Source organism: Shimia aestuarii (assembly GCF_022814865.1).
GTDB classification, from domain to species: Bacteria; Pseudomonadota; Alphaproteobacteria; order Rhodobacterales; family Rhodobacteraceae; genus Shimia; species Shimia aestuarii_A.
Genome location: NZ_JAKVRD010000013.1, coordinates 57,533 through 83,208 on the forward strand (window position 1 = coordinate 57,533; position 25,676 = coordinate 83,208).

27 protein-coding genes are annotated in these 25,676 nt (G+C 61.6%); 5 read left to right on the plus strand and 22 right to left on the minus strand.

Annotated features, from left to right (window positions below; translation table 11 throughout):
* Window positions 1–22: 22 nt before the first annotated feature.
* The 4 genes from rpsI to MK745_RS13320 all read right to left on the minus strand — a co-directional run bounded on the left by rpsI (window position 23) and on the right by MK745_RS13320 (window position 2,818).
* Window positions 23–508, minus strand: coding sequence for a 30S ribosomal protein S9 (gene rpsI / locus MK745_RS13305; RefSeq protein WP_243613794.1), 486 nt, complete (start codon window positions 506–508; stop codon window positions 23–25).
* A 3-nt stretch (window positions 509–511) separates the two neighbouring features.
* Entirely contained in the window at window positions 512–973 is a 462-nt protein-coding gene (gene rplM / locus MK745_RS13310; protein WP_243613795.1) for a 50S ribosomal protein L13, read from the minus strand.
* A gap of 207 nt (window positions 974–1,180) precedes the next feature.
* Entirely contained in the window at window positions 1,181–2,155 is a 975-nt protein-coding gene (locus tag MK745_RS13315) for an SLAC1 anion channel family protein (RefSeq protein WP_243613830.1), read from the minus strand.
* 234 nt (window positions 2,156–2,389) lie between these two features.
* Entirely contained in the window at window positions 2,390–2,818 is a 429-nt protein-coding gene (locus tag MK745_RS13320; protein WP_243613796.1) for a PaaI family thioesterase, read from the minus strand.
* An 18-nt stretch (window positions 2,819–2,836) separates the two neighbouring features.
* Here MK745_RS13320 and MK745_RS13325 point away from each other — a divergent pair, with 18 nt between their 5' ends.
* The 3 genes from MK745_RS13325 (at window position 2,837) to gluQRS (ending at window position 6,246) form a co-directional block, all read left to right on the plus strand.
* Window positions 2,837–3,661 carry an enoyl-CoA hydratase gene (locus MK745_RS13325; protein WP_279391811.1) on the plus strand — a complete coding sequence of 275 codons (825 nt, stop codon included), beginning with the start codon at window positions 2,837–2,839 and terminating at the stop codon, window positions 3,659–3,661.
* A 399-nt stretch (window positions 3,662–4,060) separates the two neighbouring features.
* The gene (trmFO, locus tag MK745_RS13330; protein ID WP_243613798.1) at window positions 4,061–5,401 is read left to right on the plus strand and encodes a methylenetetrahydrofolate--tRNA-(uracil(54)-C(5))-methyltransferase (FADH(2)-oxidizing) TrmFO; all 1,341 of its coding nucleotides are present in this window, start codon (window positions 4,061–4,063) and stop codon (window positions 5,399–5,401) included.
* Window positions 5,398–6,246 carry a tRNA glutamyl-Q(34) synthetase GluQRS gene (gene gluQRS, locus MK745_RS13335; RefSeq protein ID WP_243613799.1) on the plus strand — a complete coding sequence of 283 codons (849 nt, stop codon included), beginning with the start codon at window positions 5,398–5,400 and terminating at the stop codon, window positions 6,244–6,246. Before trmFO ends, gluQRS begins: the two co-directional genes overlap by 4 nt.
* A 57-nt stretch (window positions 6,247–6,303) precedes the next feature.
* Here the strand turns inward: gluQRS and hisI are convergent, their stop codons facing one another.
* On the minus strand, window positions 6,304–6,663 hold the full coding sequence (gene hisI, locus MK745_RS13340; RefSeq protein ID WP_243613800.1) for a phosphoribosyl-AMP cyclohydrolase: 360 nt from the start codon (window positions 6,661–6,663) through the stop codon (window positions 6,304–6,306).
* A 66-nt stretch (window positions 6,664–6,729) separates the two neighbouring features.
* On the opposite strand from hisI, the gene MK745_RS13345 reads away from it, so the two are divergent.
* Window positions 6,730–7,179 carry an iron-sulfur cluster assembly scaffold protein gene (locus MK745_RS13345; protein WP_243613801.1) on the plus strand — a complete coding sequence of 150 codons (450 nt, stop codon included), beginning with the start codon at window positions 6,730–6,732 and terminating at the stop codon, window positions 7,177–7,179.
* Window positions 7,180–7,397: 218 nt separating this feature from the next.
* On the opposite strand, the gene MK745_RS19770 is transcribed toward MK745_RS13345, so the two are convergent.
* From MK745_RS19770 to MK745_RS13365, 5 genes are all read right to left on the minus strand, one after another.
* Complete coding sequence (locus tag MK745_RS19770; RefSeq protein ID WP_279391812.1) at window positions 7,398–7,520, minus strand: hypothetical protein; 123 nt, start codon at window positions 7,518–7,520, stop codon at window positions 7,398–7,400.
* Window positions 7,521–7,630: 110 nt separating this feature from the next.
* Window positions 7,631–9,721, minus strand: a complete 2,091-nt coding sequence (recG, locus tag MK745_RS13350; protein ID WP_243613802.1) for an ATP-dependent DNA helicase RecG — start codon at window positions 9,719–9,721, stop codon at window positions 7,631–7,633.
* On the minus strand, window positions 9,718–11,943 hold the full coding sequence (gene ligA / locus MK745_RS13355) for an NAD-dependent DNA ligase LigA (protein WP_243613803.1): 2,226 nt from the start codon (window positions 11,941–11,943) through the stop codon (window positions 9,718–9,720). Before ligA ends, recG begins: the two co-directional genes overlap by 4 nt.
* 89 nt (window positions 11,944–12,032) lie before the next feature.
* A complete protein-coding gene (gene ctrA, locus MK745_RS13360; protein ID WP_243613804.1) occupies window positions 12,033–12,752 on the minus strand; it encodes a response regulator transcription factor CtrA in 720 nt (239 codons plus the stop codon).
* Window positions 12,753–12,847: 95 nt separating this feature from the next.
* The gene (locus MK745_RS13365) at window positions 12,848–13,126 is read right to left on the minus strand and encodes a DUF1153 domain-containing protein (RefSeq protein ID WP_243613805.1); all 279 of its coding nucleotides are present in this window, start codon (window positions 13,124–13,126) and stop codon (window positions 12,848–12,850) included.
* A 121-nt stretch (window positions 13,127–13,247) separates the two neighbouring features.
* Here MK745_RS13365 and mnmA point away from each other — a divergent pair, with 121 nt between their 5' ends.
* Entirely contained in the window at window positions 13,248–14,390 is a 1,143-nt protein-coding gene (gene mnmA, locus MK745_RS13370) for a tRNA 2-thiouridine(34) synthase MnmA (protein WP_243613806.1), read from the plus strand.
* A 3-nt stretch (window positions 14,391–14,393) separates the two neighbouring features.
* On the opposite strand, the gene lpxB is transcribed toward mnmA, so the two are convergent.
* The 12 genes from lpxB to frr all read right to left on the minus strand — a co-directional run bounded on the left by lpxB (window position 14,394) and on the right by frr (window position 25,651).
* On the minus strand, window positions 14,394–15,542 hold the full coding sequence (gene lpxB, locus MK745_RS13375; protein ID WP_243613807.1) for a lipid-A-disaccharide synthase: 1,149 nt from the start codon (window positions 15,540–15,542) through the stop codon (window positions 14,394–14,396).
* Window positions 15,542–16,345, minus strand: coding sequence for an LpxI family protein (locus tag MK745_RS13380; protein WP_243613808.1), 804 nt, complete (start codon window positions 16,343–16,345; stop codon window positions 15,542–15,544). The genes lpxB and MK745_RS13380 overlap by 1 nt, the downstream gene beginning before the upstream one ends.
* Window positions 16,346–16,348: 3 nt before the next feature.
* Window positions 16,349–17,146, minus strand: a complete 798-nt coding sequence (gene lpxA, locus MK745_RS13385) for an acyl-ACP--UDP-N-acetylglucosamine O-acyltransferase (RefSeq protein ID WP_243613809.1) — start codon at window positions 17,144–17,146, stop codon at window positions 16,349–16,351.
* Between the two features lie 5 nt (window positions 17,147–17,151).
* Window positions 17,152–17,616 (minus strand): 3-hydroxyacyl-ACP dehydratase FabZ, encoded by a 465-nt coding sequence (gene fabZ, locus MK745_RS13390; protein WP_243613810.1) that lies wholly within the window; start codon window positions 17,614–17,616, stop codon window positions 17,152–17,154.
* A gap of 67 nt (window positions 17,617–17,683) precedes the next feature.
* Window positions 17,684–18,250: an OmpH family outer membrane protein gene (locus MK745_RS13395; protein ID WP_243613811.1), complete on the minus strand. Its 567-nt coding sequence runs from the start codon at window positions 18,248–18,250 to the stop codon at window positions 17,684–17,686.
* Between the two features lie 3 nt (window positions 18,251–18,253).
* Window positions 18,254–20,605, minus strand: coding sequence for an outer membrane protein assembly factor BamA (gene bamA, locus MK745_RS13400; protein ID WP_243613812.1), 2,352 nt, complete (start codon window positions 20,603–20,605; stop codon window positions 18,254–18,256).
* 197 nt (window positions 20,606–20,802) lie between these two features.
* A complete protein-coding gene (locus MK745_RS19775) occupies window positions 20,803–20,937 on the minus strand; it encodes a hypothetical protein (protein ID WP_279391813.1) in 135 nt (44 codons plus the stop codon).
* Window positions 20,938–21,042: 105 nt separating this feature from the next.
* Entirely contained in the window at window positions 21,043–22,389 is a 1,347-nt protein-coding gene (gene rseP / locus MK745_RS13405) for an RIP metalloprotease RseP (protein WP_243613813.1), read from the minus strand.
* 21 nt (window positions 22,390–22,410) lie between these two features.
* The gene (gene dxr / locus MK745_RS13410; protein ID WP_243613814.1) at window positions 22,411–23,580 is read right to left on the minus strand and encodes a 1-deoxy-D-xylulose-5-phosphate reductoisomerase; all 1,170 of its coding nucleotides are present in this window, start codon (window positions 23,578–23,580) and stop codon (window positions 22,411–22,413) included.
* Window positions 23,580–24,344 carry a phosphatidate cytidylyltransferase gene (locus MK745_RS13415; RefSeq protein ID WP_243613815.1) on the minus strand — a complete coding sequence of 255 codons (765 nt, stop codon included), beginning with the start codon at window positions 24,342–24,344 and terminating at the stop codon, window positions 23,580–23,582. Before MK745_RS13415 ends, dxr begins: the two co-directional genes overlap by 1 nt.
* Window positions 24,341–25,066 carry an isoprenyl transferase gene (locus tag MK745_RS13420; protein ID WP_297756070.1) on the minus strand — a complete coding sequence of 242 codons (726 nt, stop codon included), beginning with the start codon at window positions 25,064–25,066 and terminating at the stop codon, window positions 24,341–24,343. The genes MK745_RS13415 and MK745_RS13420 overlap by 4 nt, the downstream gene beginning before the upstream one ends.
* A gap of 21 nt (window positions 25,067–25,087) precedes the next feature.
* Window positions 25,088–25,651 carry a ribosome recycling factor gene (gene frr, locus MK745_RS13425; RefSeq protein ID WP_243613816.1) on the minus strand — a complete coding sequence of 188 codons (564 nt, stop codon included), beginning with the start codon at window positions 25,649–25,651 and terminating at the stop codon, window positions 25,088–25,090.
* Window positions 25,652–25,676 lie beyond the last annotated feature (25 nt).

Below are 25,676 nucleotides of genomic sequence, written 5' to 3' on the forward strand. Positions count from 1 at the left end.
GAAATCTCGTATCTCGTAAGGCTTAACGCTTCGAGAACTGGAACGAACGACGGGCTTTGCGCTTACCGTATTTCTTACGTTCCACCACGCGGCTGTCGCGGGTCAGGAAGCCAGCGGCCTTGAGCGGCGCGCGCAAGGACGGTTCGTAAAGCTGAAGCGCTTTCGAGATACCGTGCTTGACGGCACCGGCCTGACCGGTGAGACCGCCGCCTTTGACGGTGGCGTAGACGTCGAATTCGCCTTCCACACCGGCAACCTGGAACGGCTGGCGCAGGATCAGCTGAAGCACGGGACGTGCAAAATACTTGTCCTGGTCCTTGCCATTGACGACGACCTTGCCCGAACCGGGCTTGATCCAGACGCGCGCAACGGCGTCTTTACGTTTGCCGGTCGCGTAGGAGCGGCCGAGTTCGTCACGAACGGGTTCACGCGGAGCTTCGATATCAACGATGGTTTCGCCACCGGCGACCTCGTTCAGCTCTTCAAGCGAGTTGATTTGATCAGCCATTGATTAGCTCCGGGTGTTCTTCGAGTTCATGGATTTGACATCCAGCACTTCCGGCGACTGCGCCTCATGCGGATGCTCGGTGCCGGCATAGACACGCAGGTTGGTCATCTGCTTGCGCGACAGGCGGTTGCCCGGAAGCATGCGCTGAACCGCTTTCATGACCACGCGCTCGGGGTATTCGCCCTCGAGAAGCTCGCCCGCGGTGCGCGACTTGATGCCGCCCGGGTGGCCAGTGTGCCAGTAATAGTTCTTGTCCGAACGTTTCTTGCCGGTGAGCTGGACCTTGTCAGCGTTGATAACGATGACGTTGTCGCCCATGTCCATGTTCGGGGTGAAGGACGCCTTGTGCTTGCCGCGCAGGCGCATGGCAACGATCGAGGCAAGACGGCCCAGAACAACGCCCTCGGCGTCGATCAGGATCCATTTCTTGTCGATGTCTGCCGGAGTAGCAGAAAAGGTTTTCATGTGAGTCTACCTGACTTTTGGTTGACGGATGCGCAGGAAACCAACGCACCTGAATTCGATGGGCGGGTTATAAAGGGGCCACACGCACAGTCAAGCGCACAAAACGCGAATTAATCACGCAATTTCAATGGCTTGAAAATTAGGTATCATTTTACCCCACAAAATACCCCCGCAAAACCACGTCTCGCAGGGGATTTCTGTGCCGCGTCACTCGGGGACACAGATTTCCTTGCGGCTGATGGCAAGCACGGTGCGGATGACCAGTTTGACCATCACCCCCGCCAGCACCACAAGGAGCAGCGTGCCAATGACCACATGCGCCTCCGATCCGGTCTTGCGCGCAAACAGGAACGACGCGATCGTCATCGCCGCAATCGGAAAGCTAAGCGCCCACCAAGGCAGCGCAAAGGGCAACTTGGCAAGCTTCGGCACCTGAACGGCGATCAGGATGGTGAAAAGATACCCGATATTGAGCAGGATGCGCGCGAACGGATCAATCTCGCCTGTCAGGTTCACATAGGCAAGGAACGCAACGGCGGGCGGCGCGATGAGGATGACAAGCGTCGGGAAAAGCTTGCCGGGGATCGGGTTGTGAAAGATGAGACGGTTAAACACCAGTGTCAGCAGAACCACCCAGAAGATCATGCCTGTCGAGAAGAACAGCCAGGAAAGCTCGACATAGCCAAGCTGCGCCCCCGCGACGGGAACAACCACGTTGCCCACTGCCGGGATGAACCAAGCGGGCGTCAACTGCCCAACCTCAAAGGCCCGGTGGCTGATCCAGCCCGAGACCACCGCAACAGTCAGAAGCCCCTGAAGCGCCGCGCCGATCATCCAAAGCCCCCGCGCCGTGTCCGGAAAATGCGACAGCATCGCCGTCGAGATCAGAAGAATCGAGATCGACACCGCCGGGAAAAAGGCAAGGCGCACCGGGTGCTGCCACTCATGCACCACAGCCTGCGGATAGAGGATGGCCTTGGCGATATAGAGGATGGCAATGACGCAGAAGGCCGCGATCCCGGTCCACATCGCCACCGTCGAGGCCGTGCCAAGGCTCGGGTAGACATGTGCCCCCGCATGAAGCGCGAGCGTCAGGCCCATCAGGCCCATGACCACCGCGAAGAACGGCACAGGAAAGTGCTTGAGCCGCGGCTCGGTTTCAGAAGCGTCTGTCAGGGTCATATCTGTCACGGGAACTCATCCTTCTCACATGAGGCTCCCCGTCTCGCACAGAGCGGGGTCACTTGCGTTGACACATATCAATTTTTGAATAGAAAGATATATCCAAAATGTCGCAAACGACATTTCACGCCCCGCGCGTTGCCTTCATCCGACCATTTGCAAAGCCGCCACGGACGCAATACCGACGGAATACCGACGTGATACCGAACGCTGTTTTCGCCCTTTTAGGTCGCGTTAACCCGCGCGTTTGGGGGGGATCGAATAGGTCATGGTCGAACGCGCCACCGGCGCCTCAACCCCTTCGGAATAAATAAGAATATCCACAACCGAGAGCGTCCGACCAAGCTTTAGAAGCGTCGCCTTGGCGATGATATCCTTGCCTGCCTCGGGCTTGCGCATGAAATCGAGCGAACAACTCGTTGTCACCGCCAAAGCCACCCTCCCGATCTGCCCCATCGTGGCCACATAGGCCGCCACATCCGCAAGGCTGAACATGCTCGGCCCCGAGACCGTGCCGCCGGGGCGCAGGTGCCGATCCTGCACCTTGAGCCGCATCACGCACCCCGTCTCATCAAGGGATTCCACGGCGAAATCGTCGCTCACCTGCGGGAATATCTCCTCAAGATAGGCGCCCATTTCTTCTGCGGTCATTTTTGCGGACATGTCTTTCCTCCCGTCGGCTTGGCGTTTAAGTTTGCCGCAAAGCCGGAGGAGAACAAGATGGCAATTTTCGAACGTCGCGACGTTAATTCGATCGCGTATCTCAAGATGAATTCCCCCGAGCGGCTCAACGCCCTCTCCGACGAGATGCTTGCAGCGATGCAAGAGACGTTCAACTCTCTCAAGAACGACACTTCTGTGCGCGCTGTGGTGCTCTCGGGCGAAGGCAAGGTGTTCTGCGCCGGGCATGACCTCAAGCAGATGACCGCCGGGCGTCAGGCCGAAGATGGCGGAAAGGCTTATTTCAAAGACCTTTTCGACCGTTGCGCCCGCATGATGATGACGGTGCAGTCCATCCCGCAACCTGTCATTGCCCAAGTCCACGGCATCGCCACCGCCGCCGGCTGTCAGCTCGTCGCGACCTGCGATATGGCCGTTGCCGCGGAGGGCACGAAATTCGGCGTCAACGGCGTCAACATCGGCCTGTTCTGCTCGACACCGATGGTCGCCCTAAGCCGCAATATCCCGCGCAAGAAAGCCTTCGAGATGCTCACCACAGGTAAGTTCATCCCTGCCGACGAGGCCGAGGCGCTTGGCCTTGTGAACAAGGTTGTGCCACATGACGCGCTCGAGGCCGCGACCTCGGAGCTGGCCGAGACCCTCGCCGCCAAGCTTGGCGCCGCCGTGCGTATCGGCAAAAGCGCCTTCTACGAACAGGCCACGATGACCACCGAAGAGGCCTATGCCTACACAGGCGATGTCATGGTTGAGAACATGCTCTACCGCGATACCGCCGAGGGGATCGCCGCATTCCTCGAGAAACGCCCGCCGAACTGGGATCAATAAGCCACGTTTCGCCGAAGAGAACGGTGTTTTTCCAAATGGACGATGCACCCGCTCTCGGAAACGGGTAACGATTGCGCGGCGACACGCGGCCCCCAAGCCCGCGTTGATCCTGCGCGATGCCCGAGGGGCTTCATTGACTTACCTCGCTGCTCTGACGGCATCGCGCGCACTTCCCAAGGATTGTTTACACTTTCGGCCTAGAGTGTTTCGCAGCGCGCCGTATTTTCGCTCTGTGACGAATCCGCAGGTCATGGCACATAGGCGCCAGACGCTGAACGGGTCGTCTTTCTCTTGGCATGTCCCTCCAACCGCGCCTTTCGCGCGACGATAGCGCCACGGAAGACGGCCCGTTAACTGCGCCCCCTTCCCAAAACCGCGCGCCTGCCCTATGTCCGCCCCATGACACAGGAATTGCATATCGTTGGCGGTGGCATGGCGGGCTCCGAAGCCGCATGGCAGGCCGCCCAGATGGGTATCGACGTGGTGATCCACGAGATGCGCCCCAAGGTCGAGACCTTCGCTCACCGCACCGGCAACCTCGCCGAGATGGTTTGCTCCAACTCGTTCCGCTCGGATGACGACGAACAAAACGCCGTTGGCCTCCTGCATTGGGAAATGCGCGCCGCGAATAGTCTTATCATGGCCACGGCGGACAAACATCGTCTGCCTGCAGGAGGCGCGCTCGCCGTAGACCGCGATCCCTTCGCCGAAAGCGTGACCGAAGCCCTCCTCGCCCTGCCCAATGTGCGCGTCGAATATGGCGAGATCGACAGCCTGCCAACCGAGGGCCACTGGATCATCGCCACCGGACCGCTGACCTCCGCAGGGCTCGGCGCCGCGATTCAGGCCGAAACCGGTGCCGAGCGCCTGGCCTTTTTCGACGCCATCGCCCCTATCGTCTATGCCGAAAGCATCGACATGGACGTCGCCTGGCTGCAATCACGCTATGACAAGGGCGAAACCGAAGAAGAGCAAAAGGCCTATCTCAACTGCCCGATGACCAAGGACCAGTACGAGGCCTTCATTGACGCGCTTCTCGCCGCAGACAAGACCGAGTTCCACGAGGGCGAGACCGCGGGCTATTTCGACGGCTGCCTGCCGATCGAAGTCATGGCCGAACGCGGCCGCGAAACCCTGCGCCATGGCCCGATGAAGCCCGTGGGCCTCACCAATGCGCATAGGCCGGACGAAAAAGCCTATGCCGTGGTCCAACTGCGTCGCGATAACGCCTTGGGAACGCTCTATAATATCGTCGGCTTCCAAACCAAGATGAAATACGGCGCCCAGACCGAGGTGTTCAAGATGATCCCCGGCCTCGAAAACGCCTCCTTCGCGCGGCTCGGCGGCATTCACCGCAACACGTTCATCAATTCGCCGACGCTTTTGGATGATCAGATGCGCCTGCGCTCCAAGCCCCATATCCGCTTTGCCGGTCAGGTGACGGGCGTCGAGGGTTATGTCGAAAGCGCTGCCATGGGCCTTCTCGCCGGACGCCTCGCCGCCGCCGAAATCCTTGGCCAGTCACGCGAGACCGCGCCGCTCAACACCGCTATGGGCGCGCTTGTGCATCACATCACCGGCGGCGCCGAGGCCAAGACGTTCCAGCCGATGAACGTCAATTTCGGCCTGTTCCAACCGGTCGATGGCCTCAAAGGCGGCCGCCGGGGCCGCAAGGACCGCTACAAGGCCTATACCGACCGCGCCAAGGCCGAATGGACGGAGTGGCTCGCCACGCAATGAGAACCCGCTTCGCCCCCTCGCCCACCGGCCCTTTGCATTTGGGCCACGCTTACTCGGCGCTCCTCGCGCATGACATGGCACGGGCGGCGGGCGGCACGTTCCTACTGCGGATCGAGGATATCGACCAAAGCCGCGCCCGCCCCGAATGGGAAGCGCAAATCTACGATGATCTTGCATGGCTTGGCGTGACATGGGACGCCCCGCCCATGCGCCAGTCCGACCGCCTGCCCAGCTACCGCGCTGCGCTTTCGGATCTTTGGACCAAGGGCCTGCTTTACCCCTGCACCTGCACGCGCCGCGACATCACAGCCGCCGTCTCCGCCCCGCAGGAAGGCGCCGGGCCGATCTATGGCCCCGATGGCCTTGTCTACCCCGGCACCTGTCGCCCCGACACGCCCCCATCCGGCCCGATCCCAGAGGATGCCGCTTTGCGCCTCAACATGCGCGCCGCGCTCGCTCACCTGGCCACCCCCGACCGTTTCACCTTTGAAGACGAGACCTGTGGCCAAGTCCTTGTTTCCGCGGACGAACTCATCTCGGAGGTCGGTGACATCGTGCTTTCTCGTCGCGATTTTCCCGGCTCCTACCACCTCTCTGTCGTCCTCGACGACGCCGCCCAAGGCATCACCCATGTGATCCGGGGTGAAGACCTCTTCGAGGCCACGAAAATCCACGTGATCCTCCAACGCCTCCTCGGCCTACCGACACCGGCCTACCACCACCACCGCCTGATCCGCGACGACACCGGCAAGCGCCTTGCCAAACGCGACGACGCCCGCGCCATCGCCAAATACCGCGCGGACGGTGCAACCCCCGAAGACATCCGCCGCCTCGTGGGTCTCTGATCCCGCTCTTCTTCTCTGGAAAAATACTCGCGCCGCAGGCACGGCCCGAAAGGGCCGTTACGCCATCGGCGACATCAACTCGACCGTCTCACCCTCGCGCACCGCCCGATAGAAACAGGAGCGGCGGTTGGTGTGGCAGGCCGGTCCCGTCTGGTTCACCAAAACGAGGATGCAATCCTCATCACAGTCATAGCGGAAGTCGACCAACGCCTGCACATGGCCGGAACTTTCGCCTTTGACCCAGAAACTCTGCCGCGAGCGGCTCCAGTACGTGACCTTGCCGCTCTCGAGCGTGCGCGCCACGCTCTCGGCATTCATCCAGGCCATCATCAAGACCTCTCCGCTGTCGGCATCCTGCGCGATCGCTGGGATGAGGCCCGCTTCGTTGTATTTGAGCGTCGCCGGATCAAAAGCCATGGTCGATTTCCTTTGCATCTGCCTACCGGGCCTCTATCTAGACAAAATGTGACGAAGGGAACAGGCATGTCCGGCGAAACCGATCTCATCAATCTCTACTCCGGGCGCATCCTCGCGCTCGCCGCCGCAATTCCGCACACGGATCGTCTTGCCAATCCGCAGGCGACGATCAAAAAGCGCGCACCGCTCTGTGGCTCGACCGTGACCGTGGATGTGACACTCGAAGAAGACGGACGCATTGCCGAATTCGGGCAGGATGTGAAGGCCTGCGCTCTGGGACAAGCCGCCGCTTCCGTGGTCGGGGCCAATGTGATCGGCCGGACCCGTGCCGAGATTGAGGCCACCCGCGACGCCTTGCGCGCCATGCTCAAGGAAAACGGCCCCACCCCGCCCGCGCCCTTCGACGGTCTCGAAGTCCTGCGCCCGGCGCGCGATTTTGCCAACCGTCACGCCTCGATCCTGCTCGCAATCGAGGCCACCGCCGAAGCTATGGCCGAGGCAGAGGCCGCCGCCTGAGCCAATCGTTAACCATCCCCTGATAAAAAAACCGCCGCACTTCCGTGGGGAAGGCGGCGGCAAAGTCGCGTTTTCGCGAGGGACCCGGGCAGCGTCCGAAGGGGAGTGAGGCACCCTTCAAAAGACGTGGGACAGGCAGTGTCGGTCTTGGGCATCCAATTGGGGACAGGATACGACCGGACGACACCCGGCGCGATCACGCGGGCAGAAAACCGGGGTTACGAGACGCCGGGCACATGCAGCGCCACAAGCATCATCACGACAAGGGCCACGCCCCCAAGCGCATCCTGAACAAGCGTTGCGCGGGAATTGCGGATCACAGTGCGGATCTGGGTCATCATGGGGCGTCTCCTGCTCATTATCGTGTTTTGTTGCTTATTTGTTCTCATATCCTTAACGACCTGTAAAGAACTTTTTGAGAACATTTGCGAACAAAATGGAACAGGTGGATCTAACCCACTGAAATTAAACGGATCGCCCGATCTTGTTCCATGAGCCATAGAAGAACACGCACCGCCGCGCCGCGGGCGCTCTCTAGCGTCTGATCGTCAGACAACAGTTTGCGCGCATCTGATTGCGCGATTGCCATGAGCGCCGATTGGCTCTCGAGATCGGCAACCCGGAACCGCGGCACCCCCGATTGCGCGGTCCCGATAAGGTCGCCCGCACCGCGCATCTCGAGGTCCACCTCGGCGATGCGGAACCCGTCCTCGGTCTCGCGCATGGTCGTCAGGCGGCGTTGCCCGCTCTCGCTGAGCGGTGCTTGATACATCAGGAGGCACGTCGAGGCCTGCGTGCCGCGCCCAACCCGGCCCCGAAGCTGATGCAGCTGCGCAAGACCGAAGATCTCGGCCCGCTCAATGACCATGATCGTGGCATTGGGCACATCAACCCCGACTTCGATCACCGTCGTCGCCACGAGAACGGACGTCTCCCCCTTCTCGAACGCGGCCATCGCCGCGTCCTTTTCGGCGGGTGGCATCTGACCATGCACAAGACCCACGACCCCTTCGCCAAGCGCCGCGCGCAACCGCTTGAACCGTTCTTCTGCCGCCGTGAGGTCGAGGTTCTCGCTCTCATCCACAAGCGGACAGACCCAATAGGCCTGTTTCCCCTCGGCCACCGCCTTGCGCAGGTGGTCCACCACCTCGTCGATCCGCCCTGTCGAGATCAGCGCCGTCGAGATCGGCTGTCGCCCCGGCGGCTTCTCGTCAAGGATCGACACATCCATATCGCCATATTGCGCCAGCGCGAGCGACCGCGGGATCGGCGTTGCGGTCATGACAAGCACATCTGCCCCCTCGCCTTTTTTGCCAAGCTCGAGCCGTTGGCGCACGCCAAACCGGTGCTGTTCGTCGATGATCGCCAGGCGCAGGTCCGCGAAATGCACGTCCTGCTGAAACACGGCATGCGTGCCGACAAGCACGTGAATATCGCCCCGCGCAAGGGCCGCGAGTTTTGCGCTGCGCTCCTTGCCCTTGTCCCGCCCCGTGAGGATCTCAACCACCACGCCGGCACTTTCGGCCAAGGGGCGCAGGCCTGCAAGGTGTTGACGCGCAAGGATTTCCGTCGGCGCCATAAGGACGCCCTGTCCCCCAGCCTCGACCGCCACCAGAAGCGCCATGAAGGCCACAAGCGTCTTGCCCGCGCCCACATCGCCTTGCAAGAGCCGGTTCATCCGCAGCGGAGCGCGCATGTCCGCCGCGATTTCTTCGATCGCCCGGTCCTGTGCCCCTGTGGGCTTATACGGCAGCGCCGCGCGCACCTTGGTCTGCAACGCCCCTGTCGCCTCGCTGATGACCCCCTTGGCTCGTTGCAGGCGCGACCGCGCCAGCGCCAACGTCACCTGATGCGCAAACATCTCGTCATAGGCGAGCCGCTCCCGCGCCGGTGCCGTCGCCGCAAGATCCGCTGCCCCTTGCGGCGCATGGGCCAAACGCAGCGCCTCGGCCCAATCCGGCCATTTCGCTCGCGCCTTCTGGCCCGGGTCGATCCATTCTTCAAGATCCGGTGCCTTTGCCACGGCCGAGGCCGCTGCCTTGCTCATGGTCTTGAGCGTCACGCCCGAAGTCAGCGCATAAACGGGTTCATAGGCCGGGATTTCCGCTGCTTCTTCGACAGGCAAGACATGATCCGGATGCACCATCTGCGGCACCCCGTCGAAGAGTTCGACCCGCCCCGAAACCAGTCTTTCACTGCCTTCTGGTAGCACCCTCTGAAGATAATCGACACGCGCGTGAAAGAACACGAGCTGAAACGCCGTGCGCGCATCTTCGACCGTAATGCGATAAGCCCCGCCGCGATTGCGCGCCGGTCGATGCGCGCCGATGCGTACCTTGACCGTCACCACATCCGGCAGTGTCGCATCAAGCACCGACTCCCGCCGCCGCCGATCCACCCCGGAATAGGGCAGTGAAAACAGGATATCACGCGGCTTCTCGATGCCGATTTGCGCCATGTGCTGAGCAATCTTCGGCCCCACCCCGTCGAGCGTGGTCAGGTCCGCAAACAGCGGAAACAGGATCTCCGGCCGCGTGCTCATAGCCCCTCAATCAGGGCGAGCCAGCCGTCTTCATCAATGGTCTCGACCCCAAGATCAGCGGCTTTCTTCGCCTTCGACCCAGCCCCAGGCCCGGCTACAAGGAGGTCGGTCTTGCTTGAGACAGAGCCCGAGACCTTAGCGCCAAGCGCCTCGGCCCGCGCCTTGGCTTCGGCCCGCGTCATCTTTTCAAGCGTGCCGGTAAAGACCACGGTCTTGCCTGCGACCGGGCTTTCCTTGGCGGGCGCCGCCGGCGCTTCGATTTCAAGCTTATCAACCAAGCCATCAATCGCCGCGCGTTCGTCAGGGTTGGCAAGCGCATCCGAAAGCGAAAGCCCAACCGTTGCGCCGATCCCGTCAATCCCGATCAGATCGTCCCACGCGGTCCATGCCGCCTCCGGCACCGCCATCTCGGCCATCGCCGCCTCCCGCGTCTCTTTGATCCGAGCGCGCCGTCCTTCGTCTGCGGCCGCCACGCGCTCGACCTCCACAGCCTCTTCGCCAGCCCGATGCGCAAGCGCCGCGGGACGTGCGGTATCCACCGCCTTGGCCAAATCCGGCCAGTCGCCGAAATGCAGCGCAAGATCTTTCGCCGCAACCTCGCCGACATGGCGAATCCCAAGACCAAAGATCATCCGCGCAAAGGCGATCCGCCGTTTGTCCTCTATCGCCGCAAAGAGCTTCTCCGCACTCTGCGCGCCCCAGCCATGGCGGTTCCTAAGTCTATTGAGATTGCCCGCATCCCGGTCTTTCAGCGTAAAAATATCCGCAGGGGTACGGATCGGTAGGTCGGGATCGTCATAGAACATCTCGATCTGTTTCGCGCCAAGACCGTCGATATCGAACGCCTTGCGCGACACGAAATGCTTGAGCTTTTCCATCGCCTGCGCCGGACAGATGATCCCCCCGGTGCAGCGGCGCACCGCATCACCCTCTTCCCGGATCGCGTCCGAGCCACATTCGGGACAGGTTGTCGGGAAGGCGTAGGGCAAGGCCCCGTCGGGCCGTTTCGTAAGGTCCACATCGGCCACTTTCGGGATCACATCGCCCGCCCGGTAGACCTGCACCCAATCACCGATGCGGATGTCTTTGCCGCCCCGGATCGTCTCGCCTTTGCTGTCGCGGCCCTGAATGTAATCCTCGTTATGCAGCGTCGCGTTGGAGACCACCACGCCACCGACCGTCACCGGATGCAATCGCGCCACCGGGCTAAGCGCACCGGTGCGGCCCACCTGAATGTCGATCGCCTCGAGCCGGGTCCAAGCCAGCTCGGCCGGGAATTTATGCGCCACGGCCCAACGCGGTGTCGTCGCACGAAAGCCGAGCCGTGCCTGAAGATCGAGGCGGTTGACCTTATAGACCACGCCATCGATGTCATACCCAAGGGTCGCGCGATTTTCCTCGATCTTGCGGTAATGCGCGATGAGGCTTTCCGGCCCATCGCAGATCGCAGTCAGGGGATTGACGACAAAACCGAACTCGGCCAGCCGCTCGATCGCGCCCATCTGCGTCTCTGCAAGGGGGGCGGAAAGTTCGCCCCAGGCATAAGCAAAGAAACGCAACGGCCGCGCGCGGGTGATCCGCGCATCAAGCTGGCGTAAGGAGCCGGCGGCGGCGTTGCGCGGGTTGGCGAAGGTCTTGTCGCCCGCCTCGGCCTGCCGCACGTTCAGCGCCTCGAAATCCGCGTGGCTCATGTAAACCTCGCCGCGCACCTCAAGCACCTCGGGCGCCCCTGCAATGTCCTGTGGGATATCGGCAATGGAGCGGGCGTTCTCGGTCACATTCTCGCCGGTCGTCCCGTCCCCGCGCGTCGCGGCGTGGACAAGCGCTCCTTTTTCATAGCGCAGCGACAAGCTGAGCCCGTCGATCTTAGGTTCCGCAGTGTAATCAAGCGATGCATCCGGAGTGACGCCTAGGTATTTGCGAATCCGCGCATCAAACTCTGTGACATCCCCGTCTTCGAACGCATTGCCAAGCGAGAGCATTGGGATCGCGTGGGTGATTTTGCCAAAGCCTTCGGACGGGGCCGCGCCAACCTGATCGCTTGGGCTATCGGCGCGTTTGAGCGCCGGAAAGGCCGCCTCGAGCGCCGCATTGCGGAGTTTCAGCGCATCATATTCCGCGTCCGATATCTCCGGCGCGTCCTCCCGGTGATAGGCTTGGTTCGCCCGCCCAAGTAGCTCTGCGAGCCGGGCCAACTCTGCCCGCACTTCGGTCTCGCTCATTTGCGAAATGTCGCTCTCACCCGTCACCGGCGCACTCCCTGTCACTTTATCTCAAGTGATAGGGCCGCCGCCGCGCGACGTCCAGAGGCTCAGGCGCGCAGGGCGAGTTGTTCCGGTGCCCCCTGACCAACCGGTGAGGGATCGCGCAGCACGTAGCCGCGCCCCCAGACCGTCTCGATATAGTTCTCGCCGTCGGTCGCTTCGCTGAGTTTTTTGCGCAGCTTGCAGATAAAGACGTCGATGATCTTGAGCTCCGGCTCGTCCATGCCGCCATAGAGGTGGTTGAGAAACATCTCCTTCGTGAGCGTCGTGCCTTTGCGCAGGCTCAGAAGCTCAAGCATCTGGTATTCCTTACCGGTAAGATGCACCGGCAACTCGTCGACTTCGACGGTCTTGGCGTCGAGATTGACCGAGATCTTTCCGGTGCGAATAATCGACTGCGAATGCCCCTTGGAGCGGCGCACAATGGCGTGGATGCGCGCAACAAGCTCTTCGCGGTGAAATGGCTTGGTCAGGTAGTCATCGGCGCCAAAGCCAAAACCCTTGAGTTTACTCTCGGTGTCATCCGCCCCCGACAGGATCAGGATCGGCGTCTCCACACGGGCAAGCCGCAATTGGCGCAAGACCTCATGCCCCGTCATGTCCGGCAGACCAAGGTCGAGAAGGATCAGGTCGTAATCATAGAGTTTCGCAAGATCGACCCCCTCCTCTCCAAGGTCTGTGGCATAGACGTTGAGATTGGCATGGGTGAGCATCATCTCGATGCTCTTCGATGTCGCCGGATCATCCTCAATGAGAAGCACACGCATGACAATTTCCTCACATCATTGTTCCGTGGTCGCCATGACCCTGACGAAAAATGGTTAACCCACGGTTACCATGCAAAGAAAACTAGAACATCAACCTATGGTTGTCGATATTTTTGCACGTTGGTCGCCTTGAGCGCGTCCACGCCGTATCGTCCAGCCGCACGAACCCATTCCTCGAACTCCTCGTCGCTCAGGCGGTAGCGCTCGAGTGCTTCCTTGCGCGACATCAACCCAAAGGCCACGCCCCAGACGACAGCCGCCTTGCGCGACGCCACCCAGCGCTTGGTGTTTTCCGGTGGCAGATCGGCGCGCGACATCACGCGCCCATTCTGCAGCGTGACCGTCCTCGGCCCCTCAACTTTCTTCAGATACATACCCATACCCTCATCGCAATGCCGCCATGCTGACCGGTCGAGTTTAACAGCGGGTGAAACTGCCCCTTGAGAGTAGTTAGGATTTTCCTATATTCTCGACGACTTCTGTAAGGAGAGTCGCATGGCCCTTGATCGCAACATCGAACTGAATTCCCTCGGCTTTGCCAAACCGCCGAGTGAGACCCGCGTGGTTGTCGCCATGTCGGGCGGCGTGGATTCCTCTGTCGTCGCGGCCAAACTGGCGGACGAGGGCTATGACGTTGTGGGTGTCACCCTGCAACTCTACGATCACGGCGCCGCGCTCGCCAAGAAGGGCGCCTGTTGCGCCGGGATCGACATTCACGATGCCCGCCGCGTGGCCGAGGAGAAGGGCTTTCCGCATTACGTGCTCGACTACGAGAACATCTTTCAGGACGCGGTGATTGACGAGTTTGCCGAGAGCTACCTCGCGGGCGCAACGCCCGTGCCCTGCATCCGCTGCAACGAGCGGGTCAAGTTCAAGGACCTGCTTGAGACCGCCAAGGATCTCGATGCCGATTGCATGGCGACGGGCCATTACATTCAGCGCAAGATGGGCGAGAATGGCCCCGAACTGCACTCGGCCGCGGATGCGCGCCGGGATCAGAGCTATTTCCTCTTTTCCACCACCCCGGAACAGCTCTCTTACTTACGCTTTCCGCTTGGCCACCTGCCCAACAAGGACGCAACCCGCGCCCTTGCGGCGGAATACGGTTTGGCCGTCGCCGACAAACCCGACAGCCAAGATATCTGCTTCGTGCCCAATGGTGATTATGCCTCGGTCATCGAGAAACTGCGCCCCGGCGCGGCAGAGCCGGGCGAGATCGTGGACCACGAAGGCAATGTGCGCAGCACCCATGACGGCGTGATCCACTACACGATCGGCCAACGCCGTGGCCTCGGCATTGGCGGCCTCAGCGAACCGCTCTACGTGGTGAAGCTCGACGTGGATACCAAACAGGTCATCGTCGGCCCGAAATCCATGCTCGCCACCCGAAAGATCCCTGTGCGCGAGATCAACTGGCTTGGGGATGACCCATTCGAGAGCCGCGCCGAATGGCACCTCTCGGTCAAAGTCCGCTCGACCCGCCCCCCGCGCGAGGCAATCATCCGCCCCACCGGGCCAACCACCGCCGAGGTCGAACTCCTCACCCCCGAGGAAGGCGTCTCCCCTGGTCAGGCCTGCGTGTTCTACGACAATGAGAGCAGCCGCATCTACGGCGGCGGCTGGATCTGGCGCGGCTAACTCCTAGCCCGCCAGACCGTCAAGCACCGCCCGCGCCGCGCGCAAGCCCGGCGCCTCTGCGCCAAGGCCAAGGCGATCCATCGTGACCGACATCGCATCCTGCTGCAAATCGGGCTGATCCAACACGTTGAGAAGTGCAGGCGCAATGTCCTCGGGATGGAAGGCCGGGCCAAGGAACTCTGGCACGACGCGCGTTTCCGACACCAGATTAACCAAGGTCACCGTATCAATGAGCGCCGCGCGGCTCATGATCTGCCAGGAAAGCCAGCTCATGTCATAGGCGATGACCATCGGCGTCGCGCTCGCCGCCAGTTCGAGGGACACCGTGCCCGACGCCGCAAGCGCCACATCCGCGGCCCGAAACGCCGCGCGCTTGGTCTCTTTCGCATCCTGCGCCGTCGGGTCGAGGATCACGGGCGCCACCGCCCAATCCTGCGCCAAGTGGCGGACCTCCTCCAAGACCGGCCCCGCCGCCGGTAGCACCACGCGCAGATCGGGGCGTGCCTCGACCAGCCTTGCCGCCACCGCGCCAAAGCCCGGCATCAATCGCGCCACCTCGCTCCGCCGCGATCCCGGAAGCGCAAGCAGGACAGGCGCATCGCCAATTCCCTGCGCGTCGCGAAACATCGCCACCTCCGCGTCGCTTGCAACCGGCTCTGACACGACGGGATGACCCACGAAATCACAGCGCAGCCCCACCGCCTCGAGATAGGGCGGCTCAAACGGCAAGAGCGCGAGCACCTGATCGACCACACGCGCCATTTTCTCCGCCCGTTTCGGCCGCCATGCCCAGACCGAGGGCGCCACGTAGTGCACGATGCGAAGATCGCTCTTCGCCTTCACTTCTTTCGCCACGCGCAAACAGAAATCCGGGCTGTCGATGGTGATAAGCACATCCGGCGCAGCAGCGATGACCGCCTCTGCCGTCTGATGCATCCGACGCTTCAGGTGGCGATACTTCGGCAGCACCTCGGCAATCCCCATGACGCTCAACTCGTCCATGGGAAAGAGGCTCTCCATACCTTCCGCCTGCATGAGCGGCCCGCCCACGCCTTCGAATTGCACCTCCGGACAAAGCTCTTTCAAACCCGCCATGAGCGCCCCGCCGAGGCGATCCCCCGACGGCTCCCCGGCAATCAGGAACACCCGCATCAGAGCACCCGTGCGAAAAGGAAAAGCCCGCTCTCCTCGAGCGCCGCGCGCGTCGCATCGCGGTCAATCAGGACAACCTTTCCCGCAGAGACCACGATCCCATCAAGCCCCGCTCGGGCGGCGTTGCGGATCGTCTCGGGCCCCACGGCGGGCATATCAACCCGCAGGTCCTGTCCCCGCTTTGGCGCTTTCACGAGCACGCCGCCCTTGCCCCGGCGAAGATGCTCCGGCGTGTCGCCCACGAACCGCAAGAGCGCATCCGTGCCCTGCAAGGTCTCGATCCCGAGGCATAGCCCCCCGGCGACGACCGCCCCCTGCCCGACATCAAGCGGAGACAGCGCGAGAAGGATATCCATCGCCTTGGAGGCATCCTGAAGCAGCGCCTCGCTTGGCTCCGGACCGGCAAAAAGCCCTTCCTCGACCGTGAGCCCCGGCAGCACCTCATGCGCGCCAAGCACTTTGAAGCCCTGTTCCTCGAAAATCGCGATGATGAGGCGCAGGATCGCATCATCGCCCGCCTGCAACGCCGCCATCAGGCGCGGGGCAAGCTGCATCATCGTCTGGTCGAACTGTGACGGGTCAAGCGGCGGACGCGCCATAGCACCGGCAAGGACAACCTCCGTGACGCCTTCTGCCTTGAGCGCCTCGAACAAAGCACCCATCTTCTCGAACCGATGTTCCGCCAAGGGCGCCTGCATCGCGTGCGCCACCCCGTGGAACACCACGCGCACCGCGTCAGGGTGCGCCGCCACGATCATCACGGGCAGCCCGCCTCCCCCCGACAGAATGGCCAGCCGTCCCATGCCTCAGCCCGGTGTCAGGAAAGAACGGTCGGTCTGACCAAGCACGAAATCGACGATTTCCTGCACATAGTCGCTATCGAACTCGTCCCCCATGCGCCGCGCGCGCTCTTGGAATGCGCCCTCGCCCTGCGCCAGCATCTGAAACGCGGCACGCAAGGCGGTGATGTCACTACGCGCCACACCGCGCCGCTTCAACCCGACAAGGTTCAACCCATCAAGCGCCCCACGCGGCCCTTGAACAAGGCCATAGGGGATCACGTCATTGGTCACCATCGACACCGCGCCAATAATCGCGCCCTTGCCGATGCGGACGAACTGGTGAATACCCGAAAGCCCGCCGATGATCACGTCATCCTCGATGATGCAATGGCCCGCCACGGCAGAGTTGTTGACGACAATCACCCGGTTGCCGATCTGCGCATCATGCGCGATATGACAGCCCGCCATGAACAACCCATCATCCCCGATCACCGTCACGCCGCCACCGCCCTCAGTGCCGGGGTTCATCGTGACATGCTCGCGGATACGGTTGCGCTTGCCGATGACGAGCCGCGAATGCTCGCCGTTGAACTTGAGATCCTGCGGAATCTCTCCGATCACGGCAAAGGAGAACACGACCGACTCTGCGCCGATCTCGGTATCGCCCTTGATGACAACATGCGATTTGAGCTCAACGCCCTCGTGCAGTCGTACCTCTGGCCCGATATGACAGAACGGACCAACGACACAGCCCGCTGCGATCTCCGCACCGTCCTCGACAACCGCCGACGCGTGCACCTTCGCCTGATCTGAAATCGCCATACGGCTCACTCCTTCGGCAGGTCCATCATCGCGGTGAACTCGGTCTCACAGGCCATCTCGCCATCAACCGTCGCCACGCCGCTGAACTTCCAAACCTTGCCGCCCGGTTTCCCGCGCACCGTGGTCAGGCGCATCTCAAGCCGATCCCCCGGCACCACCATGCGGCGGAATTTGCATTTATCAATGGACATGAAATAGACGAGCAGTTCTTTGTCCGCCATATCAAGCGCGACGCCCACCATCACGGCCGCCGTCTGCGCCATCGCCTCGGCAATGGTCACGCCGGGCATGATCGGTTTGCCGGGGAAGTGGCCTTGGAAATGCGGCTCGTTCATCGTGACATTCTTGATGCCCGTCGCCGAGCTATAGCCATCGATGTCCACAACCTTGTCCACGAGGAGAAACGGGTAGCGATGCGGGATGATCCGCTGGATCAGGTCGATATCTGCGGTCTTCAAGCCTTCAGACATGGGGCTCTCCTCGGTGGTCATGTTACTGGATTAGCCCTAGCAATCCCCGCCTGTTAGGGCAAGCGGATCAGCGGTCCTTCGCGAGGTCCGCACCATCGCCGATCGCATCATCAAGGCGTTGAATGGCGATATCCGTGATGTCGATTGCATTGGCCGAAAAGAGCACACTGCGCCGCTCAAGGATGACGCCTGCCCCGGCTTCGCGCATCAGGTCGATCAACACGGGCTGCGCCGCGCGGATGAACACACCGCGCTCTGCATCTCCGCTCTCAACAATCGCGCGTGCCTTGCCATCCTGCAATTTGCGGATCTGCTGCACCCGCGCATCAAAGGAATCCGCGAGGGTGCGAAACTTGTCCGCCTCCATCTCTTCGCGCAGCTCCGTCAGACGTTGTTCCTCGGCGACGAGCTCCGACTCCATCTTGCGGTTTTCTTCAAGAAGCACCGATTCCTCGGCGGCAATCTGCGCCGCAACACGTTTGCCAAAGGCGGATTCCGCAAAAAGCCGGTCGGATTCGATGGTCAGGATCGGCGCTTGCGGCACCGGTCGCGCCTCCTGCGCCAAAGCGGCAAAAGCCGCGCCCCAAAGGAGCGCGGCCGCCAGAACAAGGTGCCGAAACAGCGCTTGCGGCATGGATCAGAACTCGGCGCTGATCGAAAAATTGAAGTTCTGCTCTTGGTCGAAGGCTTCTTTCTTGAGCGCCTTCGAGAAGTCGAACCGCAGCGGCCCCATCGCCGTATCCCAGAAGAGCGAGAACCCGACCACGTGGCGCAGGGTCATGTCTTCATAGATGACATTGGCCGAGGTGTTGTCGAGGCCCCAGAGCGAGCCGACGTCATAGAACACACCGCCGCTGACTTTGTATTCTTCAGGCAGACCAATGGGGAATTCCGCCTCAAGACGCGCCACGGCGTAGTACTGACCGCCAAGACCATCGTCCTGGGTCGCCGTCAGGCCACGTTCGCGCGGACCGATGCCAAGCGGTTCAAACCCGCGCATCATCTGGTGCGTCAGCTGGTAACGGTTGGCAATCCGGCTCGATCCGGTGAGCGAGTGCAACCCGCCCACGTTGAAGCTCGCACGCAGGGTCACTTCCTCTTGCAGGATCTTGGTCTCGGCCGAAACCTTCGCGTCTGTGGCGATATATTCGTAATCGCCGCCAAGCACGCCAAAGTCCTGCCCGAACTCGAGGCGAATGCCGCTATTCGGGTCAAGGCCGACACCGCGCGTGTCAAAGATATACTTATAGCCGATCGAGCTTTCCCAGATATCGCCCCGCGCGGCTTCCGCGTCGAGCAGCGAACCCGCGATCGCATTCGCCGGGGCCACTTCCATCGCGAGGTTCCGGATACGATAGTTCAGCGCAAGACGACCATATTCGCTCACCGGGAAGCTCAGAGAGGGCGAGAACACACCAAGCGTGTTGGCCCAACGCGCCACGTCCGGATCGCTTTCCTTGTAGGAGAACCGCAGGCCAAGCGCGAGGTCACGACCAAGGAAGGCCGGCTCGATGAAATTGAACCCGTAGTCGCTGATTTCCGACGCCGTCGAGAACGAGAACCCGACCGTCTGGCCACGCCCAAGGAAGTTGCGCTCCGAGAAGCTGATGACAAGGCCGACACCCGAGTCCGTCGAGTAGGTGCCGCCGAACTTGAGCGAGCCCGTGGGCTTCTCCTCGACCGCCACATCCACAACAACCTGATCCGACGAAGACCCTTCACGCGCATTGACGTCCGCCGTCTCGAAGAAATCAAGCGCCCGGATACGTTCCGCGCTTTCGCGGATTTCCCGGGCGTTGAACGGATCGCCTTCAGCAATGCGGAATTGCTGGCGGATCACTCGGTCAAGCGTCGTGGTGTTGCCTTGAACATCAATGCGCTCAACGAACACACGCGGGCCACGCACGATGGCAAACTCGACATCAAGCGTCAGGTCGCGTTCGTTGCGGGTCACACGCGGGTCCACGCGTACAAAGTCATGCCCCTCCTTGAGCGCAAGACGCTCGAGACGGGCGATGGAGTTCTCAACGATCAGCGGCGAATAGACGACACCCGGCTTAACCTTGAGGTTCTCACGATAGGCATCGGCATCAATTGCCGCGATCTCGCTGGTCGTGGTGATCTCACCAAAGCGGAATTGCTGGCCTTCCTGCACGTTGAACGTGATGAAATAGGCATCGCGATCCCGCGCAAGTTCGGCGTTGACACCGGTGGTGCGGAAATCGACATACCCGCGCGACAGGTAGAAGTCGCGCAGGACTTGCTTATCGAACTCGATCCGGTCTTCCACCAGCGTGTCGCGCTTGATCAGCGCACGCAGGAGGCCTGCCTGTTTCGATTCAAGCACGCGGCGCAGGCGACGGTCGGAATATTGGCGGTTGCCGACGAAACCGATGCGCTCGATCTCAGTAATACCGCCTTCGAACACTTCAAAGATCAGGTCGGCGCGGTTGTCGCTCTGGCGGATGATCCGCGGGGTGACGCGCGCAGCAAGGCGGCCTTCCTGGGAATAGGCCTCTGCGATACGGGCGGCGTCACGTTCGGCAACGTTGGGGTTCAGCACGTGGCGCGATTTCGACTCGACCAGCGACTCGAGCGCCTCATCCTTGAGCCGCTCGTTGCCTTCAAAACTGATGCGGTTGATCGTGGGATATTCGACCACCTTGATATCAAGACGGCTGCCACGCGGTGTCATCTCCACCGACTCGAACAGGCCGCTCGACAAAATGCGTTGGTAGGCATCGTTCAGCCCCCCCGCGCTCAGGGTCTGGCCGCTCTTGATTCCGGCATAGTTGAGGATGGCCGTGGATTCGATCCGCTGGTTCCCTGTCACATTAAAGGAATTGAAGCGGTATTCCTGCGCATCTGCTGCCGAGGGCAGACCGAGCAAAACGCCTGAAAGAAGAAGAAAAACAACGACGTGAAGCGCGCGAACGGCCGATTTTGCAAATGCGACTGCCCCGGTCACGGTTTGGAGGTAATTGGTCATTCCCAAATCCTGCTGACATCCCAGTTGAGACGTGACTAGCCGGAAAGGGCTGATATGTCAAAACGCCATTGCGAAACAGGCGCTTCGCCGCATGCAATCGGGCAAGAAAACGACACCTTGGAACGCGTTCGTGGCCCGCAGACCATGAATATCTGCGGGCCACACCACGGGGAAACGGAGGGACGTTCAGGAACGGATCACAACAACCCGAGCGAGAACATATAGGCTCCCGCTGTCAACGCGATCAGAATCGCCGTTGGAAAAAGGACGCGGTCCCAGTTGATGTCGATCAGAAGGCTCAAGGCCCGGTAACCGTGTTCGATGGTATGCATGACTTTCGTCCCTGCTTATCGTGGCTCTCTAAGACCAAAGCTACGCAAGGAATCGGGCAGGAATGGGGCAGCATCGTGAAAGCACCATGTCGCCCCTTCGTCCCCTTAGGGGCAAAACAGGTCGTTGGTTATGCCAAAGAACATCATGCCAAGGACGATCGTCAGGCCCATCATCATCAGCACATTCACCACCTTGTCGCTCGGCGGACGGCCCGCGACGGCCTCGTAGGCGTAAAACACAAGGTGCCCGCCATCGAGCATCGGAATCGGGAAGAGGTTGAGCATCCCGATCGCCGCCGATAGCACTGCGATGAAGTAGATGAAGCTCTGCGCGCCTTGGCTCGCCATCGCGCCCGAGGTCTGGGCAATGCCGACCGGGCCGGTAAGATTACAGGTGCTGATCGCGCCGGTCACCATATGGTACAGGCCCGAAATCGACCCCTCGATGATCACGCCGGTCTGCACCACCCCGCCCCAGATTGCCTTGACCGGACCAAGCGCCTCGGTGGCTGGTTCAAAGGCAAGACCGCCGCCAATGCCGATCCGCCATTGTGTCTGGAAGCCGCCTTCGGGAAGCGGTTCATCGACGCGACGCGGAGTGAGGGTAAAGGCCTTGGTCTCGCCCTCGCGCCAAACGTCAAGCGCCAGCGGTTTGCCCTCGCCCGTCTCAACCGCCTCTTTCAGCTCTGAGAACCCGGCAATCGCGCGCCCGTCGATACCGGTAATCACGTCACCAACCTCAAGGCCCGCGCCATAGGCCGCCGATTTCGGCGCAAGGTGCAGCACGATCGGAGGATAGGGATAGGGTCCTCTGACCGCTTGTTCGCGGCCATCGCGTTCGACCACGTATTCAAGCGGTGTCGTCACGGGAATGGCGCTCGCAAAGGCGTCAAAAGCTTCTGGCGCATCAAAGGACGGCACGGCCAGGCCCGCGATCTTGCGCACCTCGTCGCCTTCACTGATTTCATAGGCCGGCGGCGGGAGGTCGCGCAACTCGCCCACGGCGAGCGTGTCGCCGATTTGGCCACGGCTCATGAACACGGCGGCGAACACAAGCGTCGACAGGATAAAGTTAAAGATCGGCCCCGCGGCGACGGTCGCCGTGCGTGCCCAAAGCGGTGCGCCATGCATCGTGTGGCGCAACTCCTCTTCGTCGAGACCCTGCATCGCATCGGCATCCTTGCCCGACGCGGCATTGGCATCGCCCTTGAACTTCACATAGCCGCCAAGCGGAATCGCCGCGATCTGCCATTTGGTGCCGCGCTTGTCATAGCGTGAGAAAAGCACCGGCCCGAAGCCGAGCGAGAACACATCCGCACCGATCCCAGACCACCGCCCGACGATGTAATGGCCATATTCATGGATCGCCACGATGATCGAAAGAGCGACCACAAAGGCGATAATGATCCAGAAAGTGCTGCCAAATCCGTTGAGCAGTCCAAGAATATCCACGTGCGAACCTGTTCTTTTTTGTTATTGCCACTCGGCCATGACCTGATCGGCCGCCTGACGTGCCAAATGGTCTGTCTCGCGCACTCTATCAAGGGTCATTTCGGCATTTATGAGGCGCCCATCGGACGAGAGCCTGTCGAGAACCGCCTCAACCACCTCTGCCATCTGAAGAAATCCGATCTTGCCCGCAAGAAAGCCATCCAGTGCGCGTTCCTTCGCTGCGTTGAACACCGCGCCGCTCAAACCGCCTGCCTCAAGCACCTCATGCGCAAGCCTGAGGGCCGGATAGCGCTCCGTATCAGGCGCGCGAAAGGTCAACTGTCCGAGCTTCGCAAGGTCGAGCCGTTCGACCGGCAGCGCCCGTCGCTCCGGCCAGTGCAGCGCATATCCGATCGCATGGCGCATATCCGGCGGCCCCACATGCGCCATAAGCGCCCCGTCGTTGAACCCGACAAGCGCATGGACCATCGATTCCGGATGCACCAGCACCTCGATCATCCCATGCGGACAGCCAAAGAATTCCTTGGTCTCGATGACCTCTAAGGCCTTGTTGAACATCGACGCGCTATCAATGGTGATCCGCTGGCCCATGTCCCAATTCGGGTGGCTCGACGCCTGCGCCGGGGTGGCCTTGGCCATTTCCTCGAGGCTCCAATCCCGGAACGCCCCGCCACTCGCGGTGATGATGATACGTTCGACCGCGTCGAAATCTTCGCCCACAAGCCCCTGAAACACCGCCGAATGCTCGCTGTCGACCGGCAAGACACGGCCCCCATGCGCCTTCGCCGTGCCCATGATAAGAGACCCGGCGGTGACAAGGGACTCCTTGTTCGCCAGCGCCAGCGTCGCCCCCTGCTCGAGCGCACGCAGTCCCGGCACAAGCCCCGCCGCGCCGACAATAGCCGACATGACCCAATCCGCAGGGCGCGTCGCTGCCTCCTCGATGGCATTGGCCCCTGCCGCAGTGGCGATTCCCGTTCCAGCCAACGCAGCGCGCAGATCGCCGAGAAGCTCATCATGCGCCGTCACCGCGATCTCCGCTCCAAGTCGGCGCGCATCCTCTGCCAGCCGCGCAATATTGCGCCCACCGGTCAAGGCCACCACGTCATAGGCTTCGGGATCGCGCGCGATGAGGTCGATCGTGTTCTGCCCGATGGACCCCGTCGCGCCGAAGATAGAAATCTTCCGCATCAGGGTAGCCCCACTGCCGATCCCACGATCATCACGAAAAGCGCCGCGCCCATCATGGCGTCAAACCGGTCGAGCAATCCTCCGTGTCCAGGGATCAGGTTCGAGCTGTCCTTGACGCCGGTATGGCGCTTGATCGCGCTCTCTGCCGCATCGCCCATCTGCCCGGCAAAGGCGGTCGCCACGCTCAAAAGGACAAGCGGCAGCCCGCCAAAGGCCGCCCCGACGATCCCCGCCGCGACCCAGCCGCCAACGGTGCCGGACCATGTCTTCTTGGGCGACACCTTGGGCCAGAACTTCGGACCACCCACAATGCGACCGACGAAATACCCCGCCACGTCACTCGCGATGACAACCGCGACAAGCCAGCCGACCCACATCATCCCATGTTCGACCCGCAACCCGATCAATCCGTAACAGGCCAACATCAACGCCACAGCGTAAGCGCCGTAAATCAAACGATCTTTGTGAAGTTGTGTCGCGCCCACGATGGCCGGTGCGATTAGCACCGGAAGCACCGCTTCACCGGGGATCAGCGTCGCGCCCCAAAGCGCGGCCGTGGTCAACAACCCCATTGGAACCGCCATGCGCTCGCGATCCGGCCCGAGCATCCGGCTCAGTTCCCAGATCATGCCGCCACCGATACAGGCCACAAGAAGCGTGAACCAAAGCCCCCCGGCCCAGACACCCGTGATGCCCACCGCCACCATCACGATGGCCGACAGGATTCGCATCGGCAGGTCGCCCCACTTGCTAGCGACGCTCATGCCTTCACCCCGCCAAACCGCCGATCGCGTCCGCCATAGGACGAGACGAGGCAATGGAATTCGTCCTTGGTGAAATCCGGCCAGAGCGTGTCGATGAATTCGTATTCCGCATAAGCCGACTGCCACAGCAGAAAGTTCGAAATCCGCGCCTCTCCACTGGTCCGGATGACGAGATCCGGATCGGGCAACACATGCGTATCAAGGTATTTCGGCAGGGTCTCCGTATCCACATCCGCAGGATCAAGCCGCCCCGCCGCCACATCCTCGGCCAGACGCTTGGTGGCACGAGCGACCTCGTCCCGCCCACCATAATTCAATGCGATGGTGAGGTTTGTGCCGGTACAATGCCCGGTCAACTCTTCCGCCTCATCCATCAGTGCGCTGAGCTTCTCATCAAGACGCACCCGGTCACCGATAAACCGCACCCGCACATTCTGACGCACGAAATCCTGCATTTCCTTCATGATATAGCGGCGGAAAAGGCTCATGAGCCCCGCCACCTCAATCTGGGTGCGTTTCCAGTTCTCGGTCGAAAAGGCAAAGATCGTCAGATACTTGACCCCGTTCTCCGGGCAAGCCTCGACAATCTCACGGACCCGACGCGCCCCGGCATGATGCCCAAAAAGGCGTGGCCGCCCGCGCGCCTGCGCCCAGCGGCCATTGCCGTCCATGATGATCGCCACGTGGCGGGGACCGCCGTTATGCTTCGCTTCGGTTCCCACCTACACGGCCTCTTTTCTGCTTCAGACCTGCATGATCTCGGATTGCTTGGTCTCGAGCGCTTCATCCACCTTCTTGATGTAGGTGTCCGTCAGATCCTGAACCTCGGTCTCCCAGAACTTCTGGTCATCCTCGGAAATCCCGTCGGCCTTGGCTTTCTTGACCTGATCCATGCCATCACGGCGCACGTTGCGGATCGCAACGCGGGCGTGTTCGGCATATTGCGCCGCCACACGGGCAAGCTCGGCCCGACGCTCCTCGTTGAGTTCCGGGATCGGCAGCATGATGATGGTGCCGTTGGTCTGCGGGTTGATGCCGAGCCCGCTGTTCATGATCGCCTTCTCAACAGGCCCCACGAGCGATTTGTCCCAGACATTGATCGTGACCATGCGCGGCTCGGGCACGTTGACCGTGCCGACCTGGTTGATCGGGGTTTGCTGGCCATAGGCTTCGACGGTCACCGGCTCAAGCATCGAGGCCGAGGCACGCCCCGTGCGCAGCGAGGCGAATTCCGTTTTCAGCGCGCCCATGGCACCCTCCATGCGGCGGGTGAGATCGTCTGTATCGAGTTCGAAATCTTCGGACATGGCTTTTCTTCTTCTTGCTGCGGCC